Below are 14,393 nucleotides of genomic sequence, written 5' to 3'. Positions count from 1 at the left end.
GCCAGGGGGGGTGCTGCCGGTCGGCGAGCACGCCCGGCGTTCCTGCCCGAGGCCGGATGTCGCCCATGTGCCGCTCAACGACGCGCCGTTCGTCGAACGGAGACCCGTCTGGCCGGAGGGCAACACCACAGAACGCGTACGCGAATTCGTACGGGCGACCGCGGACGTCGCCGACACACTGCCGTCGGCCTGAACACGGGCCGGGGCGGTGTGCGCGGACGTCCGACGGAATTGCCCGGTACTCGGCTTGCGCTCCCCCGCGGGAATCCGTACGCGGAAGGCGCAAGCCGTCGATCATTCCAACTGGTGGTCCGGGCCTCCGAAGTCCGGGCTGGTGTAGTCCGGACTCGTGAAGCTCGGGCGCGGGCCGGCGGCGGGGCCGTCGTCCGGGCTGGTGAAGCCCGGGCGGTCGTAGCCGAGGTGGGGCATACGGCTCGGCCCCGCCGGTGCCGGGCGGTGCAGAGCCGCAGCGGTACCGGGGTCGGCGAGGGCCTCCCGCAGGAACGGCAGGACCCCGCGCTCCAGCAGCGCCTCGCGCCAGGCTTCCCTGGCCCGGGCCACCTCTCCGCTCAGTTCGCCGTACGGTCCCGACTCCAGCGAGGGCCGGTTGCGCAGTGCGGTGAGCAGCAGCCCGACCGCGGCCACCAGGATCGCGGCCGCCGTCATGGCACCGAACACCCAGCCGGCCATGAGCATGGTCTTGCCGAACGCCTGTTTGGGGGCGAGCGACCTGAGGATGTAGCCGACGAGCAGGAAGATCGCCGCGGCCGTTCCGGCGAGGACGGGGGTGAGGACGGCGGCGACGGCGACGGCGCCCGCGCCGGCCGGCTCGGCGGCCTCGCCGAGGGTGGTCGCGAGCCCCAGCGCACCCGTGCCCGGCTCGACCGAGCCGGAGTCGCGGGTGGACGACGGGGTGGACGGCGCCGGCTGGCGCAGTTCCTCGCGGACCTTCACGTAGTGCTGGTACTCGGTCGCCGCGGCCGCCGTGATGAGTGCGGTGGCGTTCAGCGCCATGGTGCGCAGCTGTTCGGGGTTGAGCCGCTGACCGACAGCGGCCAGTTCCGGGCGGTGTGGGGCGGAGCGCAGCGCCTCATCGAGGACCCGCTCGTACTCCTGGCGGTCCTCGCTCAGCAGGTGCTGCGGAACGCTGTTCATGTGCATCCCCCGATGCTCCGTAGGGCTTGGGGCTCGCATGCCAACGAGCCGTCGGGCAGAAACGGAGGGGAGCCTGCTACGGATAAGCCGATGGTAGAGCGGGGACGGCACGCGGTGACAGGGGGTTTCCGGAAATTGGGCCCTGGCCTGCGCCGTTTGTCGTCATTCCTCCGAAAGGGGACGCCTTCCCGGTGAACGTTCAGATATCCAGGGGAAGTTGTCGGACCAGCAGCTTTCCGGCCATGGTCACTCCGCCGTCCATGGCGATGGCCAGGCCGTCCGCGTAGACGTGCGGTCCCTCGACCACCGGGCCGGAGCTGTCCTCCCCGTCGTCCTCGGAGCCCACTTCGCCCAGCAGATAGGGAATCGGGCTGTGCCCGTGAACGATGCGGGTGCCGCCGTACGTATCCAGCAGGGAGCGTACGGCGTCTGCACCGCCCTCGTCGCGGAAGGAGAAGCGCTTGGTGAACTTGCGGAACAGGTCCCAGCACTCGTCGGCGTCGTTGCGCGTGAGGGTCTCGCGCACGGTGTCGTTGACCGCCTCGATCGAGTCGCCGTAGTCGAGGTAGGCGGTGGTGTCGGAGTGGACGAGCAGGAAGCCGTCGACCTCCTCGACCGCGTCCAGGCGCGCCATCCACTGCAGGTGGTGGTCCTGGAGCCGGTCCATGTCGGACTTCTGACCGCCGTTGAGCAGCCAGGCCGCCTGGAAGGTGGCGGTGCCCGCGCCGGAGTTGACGGGGGTGTCGCCGAACCGCTTGGCGCCGAGCAGCAGCAGCTCGTGGTTGCCCATGAGCGCCTTGCAGTAGCCGCCTGCCGCGGCCGCCTCCGCGGACAGCCGCATCACCAGGTCGATGACGCCGATGCCGTCGGGCCCGCGGTCGGTGAAGTCGCCGAGGAACCACAGCCGGGCGGTGCCCGCGCTCCAGTTCCCCTCGGCGTCGATGAGGCCCTGGGTCCGCAGCGCGGCCACCAGTTCGTCGAGGTAGCCGTGGACATCGCCGACGACGTAGAGCGGACCCGCGCCGTCCGTGTCCTGCGCGGCGGCCAGGTCCGCCGGGTCGACGGCCACCTGGAGCGTGTCACCGCGGTTGATCACGGGCAGGTCGCGCTCGGTCGGGGTGTACCCCTCGGGATACGTCTCCTCGTGCGCCGGCGCGACGTCACCGGGGTGCGTGCTCTGGCCGTACGGGCCGGTCTCGTGGACGTACGCGGGTACCCGGAAGTCGCGCAACGTCGCCGTTCGCTCCACCTCGGGTCCCTGACCGGCCCCCTGAGTCATCAGACCCCTCCACCATCACGCCGCATCTGCACCGCTTCGGACTGCCTGGTCGCAGCGGCCCGCGGTGTCGTGGGCCCATCATAGGAATGCGGATCGCGCCATGTGATGACCCAGGGGTGGTGAATCGGAGCAAGAGTCCAGTTCACCGCGGCTTTCGCCCCGATTGGGCAGAGCTTGGGCCGCTGCTGACAGCGCTTGTTCTACTCCTCTTCGGGCGAACGCGGTGGGCTGACCGTCGTGCGCGGGGGACGTCGCTCGGACGAGGTGCGCACGATCAGCTCCGTCGGTATCACCTGCTCGACCGGTTGGTCCGATTCGACCCCCTCGATCGCGTCGATGAGCAGCTGTACGACGGCCGTGCCGATCCGGCGCGGCTTCAGTGAGAGTGTCGTGACGGGCGGTTCGGTGTTGGCGTACACGGTGGATTCGCTGCAGCAGACCAGAAGCAGGTCGTCCGGTACGCGCAGGCCGTAGCGACGGGCGGCGGCCAGCAGATCGGTGCCGTTCGGGTCGAACAGGCCGTAGACCGCGTCCGGTCGGTCGGGCCGGGCCAGCAGCCGGTCGGCTGCGACGGCGCCCGCGCACGGGTCGTGTGCCGGGTAGGCCTCGTACACCGGGTCCTGGCCGACCCGCTCGCACCAGCGCAGGTACGCCGTGGTCGACAGATGGGTGTACGTGTCCGTCGTCGTCCCCGTCAGCAGACCGATGCGGCGGGCGCCGGCGGCGGCCAGGTGGTCCAGGATGCCGAGCACGGCGGCCTCGTGGTCGTTGTCGACCCACGCGGTGACCGGCAGGGCGCCGGCCGGACGGCCGTCGGAGACCACCGGTAAACCCTGCCGGACCAGCTCGCTGACCACCGGGTCCTGGTCGGACGGGTCGATGACCACGGTCCCGTCCAGGGCGACGTTCGACCACACGTCGTGGCGCGAGGTCGCGGGCAGGATCACCAGCGCGTAGCCCCGGGCCAGCGCGGCCGAGGTGGCGGCGCGCGCCATCTCCGCGAAGTACGCGAACTCGGTGAAGGTGAAAGGTTCATCCCCGTACGTCGTCACGGTCAGGCCGATGAGGCCCGACTTGCCGGTACGGAGCGTTCGGGCCGCGGCCGACGGGCGGTAGCCCAGCCGGTCGGCGACCTCGCGGACATGGCGGCGGGTGGCGTCCGGGAGCCTGCCCTTGCCGTTCAGGGCGTCGGAGACGGTCGTGATGGAGACTCCGGCGGCGGCGGCCACATCCCTGATGCCCGCCCGGCCCGGCCGGCTGCCTCGACGGGAGGTTTCCGCGCGGCTCACCTGGTGCTTCCCTGCTGCTGTCATGGCGAGCCGATAGTAGGGCTCATGCGGTGGGGTAGGGCGGACGCATATGCACGCGTTGACAGGCACGTTTCTGCAAGGTCAAACCACGTCAACTACCTTTGAAACAGTGTCAGTTGAACGATCCAATGGCACTACGTGACTTGTCGGCACGCATGAGCCTGCCAAGTGCTCGATGTTTCGAAGAGGTCTCAACTCACCTGCACGGGTGATGCGCGCCAGGGCGTGAGCCACCGGCGCACAGATATATGCGACAGCGCCCCTCGATTCGTCTGCGTTCGTACGGTGATGCGCCTGATGCCTGTGGGGCTGATGGGGTTGGCCCCCACCGGTACGCAGCGGCGCCCAATCCTCATAAGGTGAGCAGTATTGGAAGCCGGTGGTCATGAGGAGGACTGCGGTGAGTGAGACGAGCCCCAAGCTGCGCGCCGAGCTGGAGGGTATTCCCACCTACAAGCCGGGCAAGCCGGCTGCGGCGGGTGGCCCGGTGGCCTTCAAGCTGTCCTCCAACGAGAACCCCTATCCGCCGCTGCCCGGCGTGATGGAGAGCGTCACGGCCGCGGCCTCCTCCTTCAACCGCTACCCGGACATGGCCTGCACGGGCCTGATGAACGAGCTGTCCGACCGCTTCGGCGTCCCGCTCGCCCACCTGGCCACCGGCACCGGCTCGGTGGGCGTCGCCCAGCAGCTGATCCAGTCCACGGCCGGCGTCGGCGACGAGGTCATCTATGCCTGGCGGTCCTTCGAGGCGTACCCGATCATCACGCAGATCAGCGGAGCCACCTCGGTGCGGGTGCCGCTGACGCCCGGCGATGTGCACGACCTGGACGCGATGGCGGACGCGATCACAGACCGCACGCGCCTGATCTTCGTCTGCAACCCCAACAACCCGACCGGTACGGTCGTACGGCGCGCCGAGCTGGAGCGCTTCCTCGACCGTGTGCCGACCGATGTGCTGGTCGTGCTGGACGAGGCGTACCGCGAGTTCATCCGCGACAACGAGGTCCCGGACGGCGTGGAGCTGTACCGCGAGCGCCCCAATGTCTGCGTGCTGCGCACCTTCTCCAAGGCGTACGGCCTCGCGGGTCTACGGGTTGGCTTCGCGATCGCCCATGAGCCGGTGGCGGCGGCGCTGCGCAAGACGGCGGTGCCGTTCGGGGTGAGCCAGCTCGCGCAGGACGCGGCGATCGCCTCGCTGCGTGCGGAGGACGAGCTCCTCGGCCGGGTCGGCTCGTTGGTGTGCGAGCGCAACCGGGTCGTCGAGGCGCTGCGGGCCCAGGGCTGGACGGTGCCCGAGTCCCAGGCCAACTTCGTGTGGCTGCGGCTGGGGGAGCGCACGGTCGACTTCGCCCAGGCCTGCGAGCAGCACGGCGTGGTGGTCCGGCCGTTCCCGGGCGAGGGCGTCCGGGTGACGGTCGGGGAGACCGAGGCGAACGACATCTTCCTGAAGGTGACGGAGGCGTTCCGCAAGGAACTGTGACGGCAGCCGTGAGTACGCAGGGCGCGTCGGTTTCACGTGAAACCGACGCGCCCTGCGTACTAGAGGCCGACTGGTCCTGTACAGGTGTGACCTATCGGACCCGCTTAGGGACCCCCCGCCCATCCCGGGTCGAACAGGCATGGTCCATAATTGCTTGTGAATGTGAACGCTTTCACAAGCGTACGTAAGGAGCGGCGACGTGCATCTGGCTTTGGCGCCGGAGACCCTGGCGCGATGGCAGTTCGGTATCACCACCGTCTACCACTTCCTGTTCGTCCCCCTGACGATCTCGCTCGCTGCTCTCACGGCCGGCCTGCAGACGGCCTGGGTGCGCACGGAGAAGGAGAAGTACCTCAGGGCGACCAAGTTCTGGGGCAAGCTCTTCCTGATCAACATCGCGATGGGCGTGGTCACCGGCATCGTGCAGGAGTTCCAGTTCGGCATGAACTGGTCCGACTACTCGCGCTTCGTCGGTGACATCTTCGGCGCCCCGCTCGCCTTCGAGGCGTTGATCGCCTTCTTCTTCGAGTCGACCTTCATCGGTCTGTGGATCTTCGGCTGGGACAAGCTGCCCAAGAAGATCCACCTGGCCTGCATCTGGATGGTCTCGATCGGCACGATCCTGTCGGCGTACTTCATCCTCGCGGCCAACTCCTGGATGCAGCACCCCGTCGGCTACCGGATCAACAAGGCCAAGGGGCGCGCCGAACTCACCGACTTCTGGCACGTGCTGACCCAGAACACGGCGCTGGCCCAGGCCTTCCACACGCTCTCCGCGTCCTTCCTGACCGGCGGGGCGTTCATGGTCGGCATCGCGGCCTTCCACCTGTTCCGCAAGAAGCACGTCACCGTGATGAAGAGCTCGCTGCGGCTGGGCCTGATCACCGTGGTCATCGCCGGCCTGCTCACCGCGATCAGCGGCGACACCCTCGGCAAGGTCATGTTCAAGCAGCAGCCGATGAAGATGGCCGCCGCCGAAGCCCTGTGGGACGGCCAGAACTCGGCACCGTTCTCGATCTTCGCCTACGGCGACGTCAGCAAGGGCCACAACACCGTCGAGCTGTCCGTCCCCGGCATACTGTCGTTCCTCGCCGACGACGACTTCAACTCGTACGTCCCCGGCATCAACGACACCAACAAGGCCGAGCAGCAGAAGTACGGCCCCGGCGACTACCGGCCCAACATCCCGGTCGCCTTCTGGGCGTTCCGCTGGATGATCGGCTTCGGCATGGCCTCCTTCGCCATCGGCATCGTCGGACTCTGGCTGACCCGCAAGAAGTTCATGCTGCCGCAGCATCTGAGGGTCGGTGACGACGAGGTGCCGAACCTGGTCCTCTTCAGGAACAAGGCGCTCAGCCCGAAGCTCGGCCGGCTCTACTGGCTGGTGGCCATCTGGACCCTGGGCTTCCCGCTGATCGCCAACTCCTGGGGCTGGATCTTCACCGAGATGGGCCGCCAGCCGTGGGTCGTCTACGGCGTCCTGCAGACCCGGCACGCGGTCTCCCCCGGCGTCTCCCAGGCCGAGGTCCTCATCTCGATGATCACCTTCACCGCGCTCTACGCCATCCTCGCCGTAGTCGAGGTCAAGCTGATGGTGAAGTACGTCAAGGCCGGCCCGCCCGAGCTCACCGAGGCCGACCTCAACCCGCCCACGAAGATCGGCGGCGACGCCCGTGACGCCGACAAGCCGATGGCCTTCTCGTACTAGGCCGAGGGAGATCGAGTCATGGAACTTCACGACGTCTGGTTCGTGCTCATCGCCGTCCTGTGGACCGGCTACTTCTTCCTGGAGGGCTTCGACTTCGGGGTCGGCATCCTCACCAAGCTGCTCGCCCGCGACCGGCCCGAGAAGCGGGTGCTGATCAACACCATCGGCCCGGTCTGGGACGGCAACGAAGTGTGGCTGCTCACGGCGGGCGGCGCGACCTTCGCCGCCTTCCCCGAGTGGTACGCCACCCTCTTCTCCGGCTTCTACCTGCCGCTGCTGGTCATCCTGGTCTGCCTGATCGTGCGCGGTGTCGCCTTCGAGTACCGCGCCAAGCGGCCCGAGGAGAACTGGCAGCGCAACTGGGAGACCGCGATCTTCTGGACCTCGCTGATCCCGGCGTTCCTGTGGGGCGTGGCCTTCGGCAACATCGTGCGGGGCGTGAAGATCGACAAGAACTTCGAGTACGTCGGCAGCCTCTGGGACCTGCTCAACCCCTACGCCCTGCTCGGCGGTCTGGTCACGCTGACGCTGTTCACCTTCCACGGAGCGGTGTTCACGGCACTCAAGACCGTCGGCGACATCCGGGTCCGGGCGCGGAAGCTGGCCACACGGGTCGGTCTCCTCACCGCCGTACTGGCGCTGGTCTTCCTGCTCTGGACGCAGGTCGACAGCGGTGACGGCAAGAGTCTGGTCGCGCTGGTCGTGGCCGTCGTCGCTCTGGTCGCGGCGCTGGTGGCGAACCAGGCCGGGCGTGAGGGCTGGTCGTTCGCGCTGTCCGGGGTCACGATCGTGGCCGCGGTGGCGATGCTCTTCCTGTCGCTCTTCCCGAACGTCATGCCGTCGTCGCTCAACGGGGACTGGAGCCTCACGGTCACCAACGCCTCGTCGAGCCCGTACACCCTGAAGATCATGACCTGGCTGGCGGCGATCGCCACGCCGCTCGTCCTGCTCTACCAGGGCTGGACCTACTGGGTGTTCCGCAAGCGGATCGGTACGCAGCACATCGCCGAGACCGTGCACTGAACATCGCTGAGACCGTGCACTGAGGTGTGTTTCACGTGAAACCAATCGATCCGCGTCTGCTCCGATACGCCCGGGCCACCCGCCTCTTCATGGTGGCCGTGGTCGGCTTGGGCGTCCTCGGTGCCCTCCTGGTCATCGCACAGGCGATGCTCATCGCCGAGGTCGTGGTGGGCGCCTTCCAGCACGGGATGTCGGTCAATGAACTCCGCACTCCCCTGATGCTCTTGGTGGCCGTCGCCGGCGGCCGGGCCCTGGTCTCCTGGCTCACCGAGCTCGCCGCCCACCGGGCGAGCGCCGCCGTGAAGTCGGAGCTGCGGGGGCGGCTGCTGGAGCGGGCCGTCGCGTTGGGGCCCGGGTGGCTGAGCGGGCAGCGGACCGGATCGCTGGTCGCCCTGGCCACTCGGGGAGTCGACGCGCTCGACGACTACTTCTCGCGCTATCTGCCGCAGTTGGGGCTCGCGGTGGTGGTGCCGGTGGCCGTGCTGGCCCGGGTCGTCACCGAGGACTGGGTCTCGGCGGCCATCATCGTCGGCACGCTGCCGCTCATCCCCGTCTTCATGGTGTTGATCGGCTGGGCCACGCAGTCCCGGATGGACCGGCAGTGGCAGTTGCTCTCGCGGCTGTCCGGGCACTTCCTGGACGTCGTCGCGGGGCTGCCGACCCTGAAGGTGTTCGGGCGGGCCAAGGCGCAGGCCGAGTCGATCAAGCGCATCACCGGCGAGTACCGCCAGGCCACCATGCGGACCCTGCGGATCGCCTTCATCTCCTCCTTCGCGCTGGAGCTGCTGGCGACGCTCTCGGTGGCACTGGTCGCCGTGACGATCGGCATGCGGCTCGTGCACGGCGAGATGGACCTGTACGTCGGGCTCGTCATCCTGGTGCTCACGCCCGAGGCGTACCTGCCGCTGCGGCAGGTCGGGGCGCAGTACCACGCGGCGGCGGAGGGGCTCGCGGCCGCCGAGGAGATCTTCGCGGTGCTGGAGACGCCGGTGCCGGCGTCCGGGACCGGTGCCGTGCCGGCGGGCGGTGTGGCCTTCGAAGGGGTCTCCGTCCGCTACCCGGGGCGGGCCGAGGACGCCGTCTCGGACGTGTCCTTCGCCGTCGAGCCCGGCGAGACGGTGGCCCTGGTCGGGCCGAGCGGCGTGGGCAAGTCGACGCTGCTGAACGTGCTGTTGGGGTTCGTCACGCCGGCCGAGGGCCGGGTGCGGGTCGGGGGAGTCGATCTCGGTGAGGTCGACCTGGAGCAGTGGCGGTCGCGGATCGCCTGGGTGCCGCAGCGGCCGCATTTGTTCGCCGGGACCATCGCGGAGAACGTACGGCTGGCCCGTCCCGACGCCGACGACGCCGCCGTACGGCGGGCGTTGGGGGACGCCGGGGCCCTCGAGTTCGTGGACGCGCTGCCCGCCGGGGCCGGCACGGTGCTCGGCGAGGACGGTACGGGCCTCTCCGCAGGGCAGCGGCAACGGCTCGCGCTGGCCCGGGCGTTCCTCGCGGACCGTCCCGTACTGCTGCTCGACGAGCCGACGGCCGCGCTGGACGGGGCCACCGAGGCGGAGGTCGTGGCGGCGGTACGGCGGCTGGCGGTGGGGCGGACGGTGCTGCTGGTAGTGCATCGGCCCGCGCTGCTGGGGGTGGCGGATCGGGTGGTGCGGTTGGACGGGGCGGTGGGGGCTGGGGCGGCTGGGGAGGGGCGGGGGTCTGTGGGGGCCTCGGCCGGGCAGGCAGTGGTATGTGACATAGCACTGGCAGGACCCACGCCCACGCCCACCGAGCCGACCAGCACAACCAACAACCCCCTGACCCGAGTCCGCGCCATGTCCGGCCCCCGCCGCAGCCGCCTCGCTCTCGCCCTCCTCCTCGGCGCCCTCGCCCTCGGCAGCGCCGTAGGGCTCATGGCCACCTCCGGCTGGCTCATCTCGCGGGCCTCGCAGCAACCCCCCGTGCTGTACCTCATGGTTGCCGTGACGGCGACGCGGGCCTTCGGGATCGGGCGGGCTGTGTTCCGGTACGGCGAGCGGCTCGTGTCGCACGACGCCGTGCTGCGGATGCTCGCCGATACGCGGGTGGCCGTATACCGGCGTCTGGAGCGGCTGGCGCCCGCCGGACTGCGCCGTACCCGCCGCGGCGACCTGCTCTCGCGCCTGGTCGCCGACGTGGACGCCCTCCAGGACTACTGGCTGCGCTGGCTGTTGCCCGCCGGTGCCGCCGCGCTCGTGTCGGCCGCCTCCGTCGGTTTCACGGCGTGGCTGCTGCCCGAGGCCGGAGTCGCCCTCGCCGTCGGCCTGCTCGCGGCCGGCGTCGGTGTCCCGCTGGTCACCGGTGCCGTCGCCCGGCGCGCCGAGCGCAGGCTGGCCCCCGCCCGAGGGGTGCTGGCGACGCGGGTGACCGGCCTGCTCACCGGCACCGCGGAGTTGACGGTCGCCGGCGCCCTGCCCGCCCGTACGGCCGAAGCCCGCCGGGCCGACGGCACGCTCACCCGGATCGCGTCCCGTGCGGCCACCGCCACCGCGCTCGGCGACGGGCTCACCGCGTTGGTCTCCGGCCTGACCGTCGCCGCCACCGCCCTCGTGGGCGCCCAGGGCGTCGCCGACGGGCGGCTCGGCGGTGTGGCGATGGCGGTCGTCGTCCTCACTCCGCTGGCCGCCTTCGAGGCCGTACTCGGGCTGCCCCTCGCTGTGCAGTACCGGCAGCGGGTGCGCAGGAGTGCCGAGCGGGTGTACGAGGTGCTGGACGCGCCGGTGCCGGTGCGGGAGCCGGAGCGGCCCCGGCCGGCGCCCGCCTCCCCCTTCCCGGTCGCCCTCAAGGGGTTCACGGCCCGGCACGCGGGGCAGGACCGGGACGCGCTCGGTGGCCTCGATCTGACGCTCGACCAGGGGCGCCGGATCGCCGTGGTCGGACCGTCCGGGTCCGGCAAGACGACCCTCGCGCAGGCGCTGCTGCGGTTCCTGGACGCGGACGCGGGCTCGTACACGCTGGCCGGCGTCGACGCGTACGCGCTCGACAGTGACGACGTACGAAGGCTGGTCGGGTTGTGTGCGCAGGACGCGCACCTGTTCGACAGTTCGGTGCGCGAGAACCTGCTGCTGGCGAAGAAGGACGCCACCGAGGAGCAGCTGCGCGACGCGCTCGCCGGGGCCCGGCTGCTGGACTGGGCCGAGGGCCTGCCCGACGGGCTCGACACGCTGGTCGGCGAGCACGGGGCGCGGCTGTCCGGCGGGCAGCGGCAGCGGCTCGCGCTGGCCCGCGCGCTGCTCGCCGACTTCCCGGTGCTGGTGCTCGACGAGCCCGCCGAGCACCTCGACCTGTCCACGGCGGACGCGCTGACGGCCGACCTGCTGGCCGCCACCGAGGGCCGTACGACGTTGCTCATCACCCACCGGCTGGCGGGTCTTGAGGTCGTGGACGAGGTCGTCGTACTCGATGAAGGGCGGGTCGTGCAGCGGGGGACGTATGCGGAGCTGGCCGCTGTGCCGGGGCCGTTGCGGGAGATGGTGGCGCGGGAGGCGGAGACGGAGGCGCTGGTGGGGGCGCCGTAACGGATGACGGTCTCGAGTTTCCGTAACAAATGGGACTAATTACGCTCGGAGCATGTCGGTCGCACCTTCTTCCGGGCCCGAGCCGGGCTCCCCGGGGCTCTCCGCCGAGCTGGCCGCGCGTGTGCCGCAGTTGCTGGAGGCGATGCGGTCCGTCGGGAGTGGGCTCGAACTGCACTCCACGCTGGACCGGATCTGCGAGACCGCGGCCGATCTGACGGGCGCGCGGTACGCGGCGATCGGGGTCGTCGACGAGGAGGGTGACGGCCTGGCCGACTTCGTCTTCCACGGGGTCGACACGGAGACCGCGCGGCGGATCGGGCGGCTGCCCGACGGGCACAAGGGGCTGCTCGGGGCGCTGATCCGGGATCCGGAGCCGGTGCGGCTCGCGGATCTGACGCGGGATCCGCGGTCCTGCGGATTTCCCGAGCACCATCCGCCGATGCGCAGATTTCTGGGGCTTCCGATCCGGGTGCAGGGGGAGGTCTACGGCAATCTGTATCTGACGGAGAAGCGCGGCGGGGGGCCGTTCGACGACTACGACCTGGACATGGTCCGGGTGCTGGCGACCGAGGCCGGTATCGCGGTGGGCAACGCGCGGCTGTACGAGGCGGCCAGGCAGCGGGAGCAGTGGATCGACGGGTCGGTCGCGGTCACCACGGCGCTGCTGTCGGGCGGGGACGCCGACGACGCGCTCCAGGTCGTCGCCGAGCAGGCGCGCCGGCTGTCCGGGTCCGCGGCCGGGATCGTGCTGCTGCCCGCCGACGAGGGCGGCCTGGAGATCGTGGCCGTCGCCGCGGATCGGCCCTCGACGATGCTGGGCTCCGTCGTCCCGCCGGAGAGCGAACTGGTCGCCGAACTCCTCGACGGACAGGCCGTGTTCGTCGACGACGCGGCCACCGACCGGCGCATGCTCACCCCGTACGGGCGGGTGTACGGGCCGGTCATGATGCTGCCGCTGCAGAGCGACGGGCGGGTCCTGGGGGCCCTCGTCACCCCGCGCGCACAAGGTGGGCGTCCCTTCACGGAGGCCGAGCGGACGATGGCGGTCCAGTTCGCCTCGCAGGCGGCGCTCGCGCTGATGATGGCCGAGGCGCAGCGGGACCGGGAGCGGCTCGCGGTGTACGAAGACCGCGACCGGATCGCCCGTGACCTGCACGATCTCGTCATCCAGCGGCTGTTCGCGACCGGCATGATGCTGGAGAGCGCCCAGCGCGGGTCGGTGGTGCCCGAGGTGCAGGAAGGCGTCGGCAAGGCGGTCGACGAACTCGACGTCACCATCCAGGAGATCCGCACCGCGATCTTCGCGCTCCAGCAGGGCCCGGCCGAAGTGCCCTCCGGGCTGCGCACACGCGTGCTGCGCGAGATCAACATGGCCGCCGTGCCCCTCGGCTTCAGACCCTCGCACCGCTTCGTCGGCGCGGTCGACGCCCTGGTCGGCGACCTCACCGGCAAGAACCTCATCGCCGCCCTGCGCGAGGCCCTCTCCAACGCCTTCCGGCACGCCGGGGCATCCCGGATCGACGTGGTCGTCGACGCGACGGCGACCCTGTCGGACGGACGTTCGGGCGTACGCCTGACGGTCGCGGACGACGGCGTCGGGATCCCGGCGGGCGGCCGCCGCAGCGGCCTGCGGAACCTCAAGCGCCGCGCCGAGTCCCTGGGCGGCGACAGCGGGCACGGACCGGGCATCGGGGCGGACGGAGGGGGTACGGCGGTGGTCTGGGAGGCGCCGTACTGAACCGGGGCACACCACGGCCCCTGTGCCCCGGCCGCAGCAACGGGTCCCCCAGGTGTACGAGTTGAACAGGACCGGGGCGGTGGGGCCGGGACACGATCGCTGATATGCGCTCACCTCGCCGTCACCCGCTGCTTCTTCCGGCGCTGCTGTGCGCTCTGGCCGTGCTGGCGGCCCGGCCGACGGCGGCCGACGGGGAGTCGGGCGACGAGGGCGGTGACCCGGACGTCAGTGCGCAGGTGGCGCGGCTCTACCAGGACGCGGCCGTCGCGACGCAGCGGTACGAGGCGGGCCGGCTGGCGGCGGAGGCGCAGCGGGCGCGGGCCGGGCGGGCCGAGACGCTGCTGGACCGCGAGCGGCGGGAGATCGCCGTCATGCGCGAGGACCTGGGGCGCATCGCCCGCGCCCAGTACCGCACCGGCGGCGGGCTGCCGCTGACCGCGCAGATCATCCTCGCGAAGAGCCCGGACCAGCTGATGCGCGGTCAGCATGTCTTCTCGCAGGCGAATCTGGCGTTGGAGAACGCGGTCGGCAAGAGCCGGCGGGCCGAGGCGCGGCTGGCCGCCGACGAGGCGAAGGCGGCGGGCGAGTGGCGGGCGCTGGAGAAGCGGAACGCCGGGCTCGCGGCCATGAAGGACGGTGTCCAGCGCAGCCTCGAACAGGCGCGCTGGGAGTTGCAGGGCCGGGCGGACGCCTCGGTGGCGGCGGGCAGTTGCCGTGGCGCGGTCCGGCTGGACCAGCCGAACGCGCAGGTCACGCAGGCGTGGGTGACGCCCGTCGAGACGTACGAACTCTCGGCCGGCTTCGGCAGCGGCGGTGACCGGTGGGCGAACCGGCACACCGGGCAGGACTTCGCGGTGCCGATCGCGACGCCGGTGCGGGCGGTCGGCGCGGGGCGGGTGGTGAAGGTGTCCTGCGGGGGCTCCTTCGGGATCGAGATCGTGATCGAGCACCCCGGCGGCTACTACACGCAGTACGCCCACCTGGCCGCCGTGACGGTCGACCAGGGCGACCGTGTGAACACCGGCCAGTGGATCGCCCAGTCCGGCACCAGCGGCAACTCCACCGGCCCGCACCTGCACTTCGAGGTACGGGTCACACCGGAACTGGGCTCGGCGGTGGACCCGGTGCCGTGGCTCGCGGCGCGGGGTGTGCCGGTCGGCTGAG

General features: G+C 70.8%; 9 protein-coding genes. 6 read left to right on the top strand and 3 right to left on the bottom strand.

The features are described 5' to 3' along the window. Positions 1 to 294: 294 nt before the first annotated feature. From ACQEWB_RS24245 to ACQEWB_RS24235, 3 genes are all read right to left on the bottom strand, one after another. The gene (locus tag ACQEWB_RS24245; protein ID WP_432834345.1) at positions 295 to 1,161 is read right to left on the bottom strand and encodes a hypothetical protein; all 867 of its coding nucleotides are present in this window, start codon (positions 1,159 to 1,161) and stop codon (positions 295 to 297) included. Between the two features lie 193 nt (positions 1,162 to 1,354). After that, positions 1,355 to 2,434 carry a metallophosphoesterase gene (locus tag ACQEWB_RS24240; RefSeq protein ID WP_432834343.1) on the bottom strand — a complete coding sequence of 360 codons (1,080 nt, stop codon included), beginning with the start codon at positions 2,432 to 2,434 and terminating at the stop codon, positions 1,355 to 1,357. A 200-nt stretch (positions 2,435 to 2,634) separates the two neighbouring features. Beyond that, positions 2,635 to 3,747: a LacI family DNA-binding transcriptional regulator gene (locus tag ACQEWB_RS24235; RefSeq protein WP_432834341.1), complete on the bottom strand. Its 1,113-nt coding sequence runs from the start codon at positions 3,745 to 3,747 to the stop codon at positions 2,635 to 2,637. A gap of 397 nt (positions 3,748 to 4,144) precedes the next feature. Between ACQEWB_RS24235 and hisC the strand changes: the two genes are divergently transcribed. The 6 genes from hisC (at position 4,145) to ACQEWB_RS24205 (ending at position 14,392) form a co-directional block, all read left to right on the top strand. Then, entirely contained in the window at positions 4,145 to 5,224 is a 1,080-nt protein-coding gene (gene hisC, locus ACQEWB_RS24230) for a histidinol-phosphate transaminase (protein WP_432834339.1), read from the top strand. A 199-nt stretch (positions 5,225 to 5,423) separates the two neighbouring features. Then, the gene (locus ACQEWB_RS24225) at positions 5,424 to 6,932 is read left to right on the top strand and encodes a cytochrome ubiquinol oxidase subunit I (protein ID WP_432834337.1); all 1,509 of its coding nucleotides are present in this window, start codon (positions 5,424 to 5,426) and stop codon (positions 6,930 to 6,932) included. A gap of 18 nt (positions 6,933 to 6,950) precedes the next feature. Further along, a complete protein-coding gene (cydB, locus tag ACQEWB_RS24220; protein ID WP_432834335.1) occupies positions 6,951 to 7,955 on the top strand; it encodes a cytochrome d ubiquinol oxidase subunit II in 1,005 nt (334 codons plus the stop codon). 35 nt (positions 7,956 to 7,990) lie between these two features. Beyond that, positions 7,991 to 11,491, top strand: coding sequence for a thiol reductant ABC exporter subunit CydD (gene cydD, locus ACQEWB_RS24215; RefSeq protein ID WP_432834333.1), 3,501 nt, complete (start codon positions 7,991 to 7,993; stop codon positions 11,489 to 11,491). A gap of 52 nt (positions 11,492 to 11,543) precedes the next feature. After that, on the top strand, positions 11,544 to 13,229 hold the full coding sequence (locus ACQEWB_RS24210) for a sensor histidine kinase (RefSeq protein ID WP_432834331.1): 1,686 nt from the start codon (positions 11,544 to 11,546) through the stop codon (positions 13,227 to 13,229). 104 nt (positions 13,230 to 13,333) lie between these two features. Then, positions 13,334 to 14,392: a M23 family metallopeptidase gene (locus tag ACQEWB_RS24205; protein WP_432834329.1), complete on the top strand. Its 1,059-nt coding sequence runs from the start codon at positions 13,334 to 13,336 to the stop codon at positions 14,390 to 14,392. Position 14,393 lies beyond the last annotated feature (1 nt).

The organism is Streptomyces sp. CA-249302 (assembly GCF_050936785.1).
GTDB lineage: Bacteria > Actinomycetota > Actinomycetes > Streptomycetales > Streptomycetaceae > Streptomyces.
Note: the sequence above shows the minus strand (reverse complement) of the source record. Positions and strands in the feature narration are given on the sequence as shown.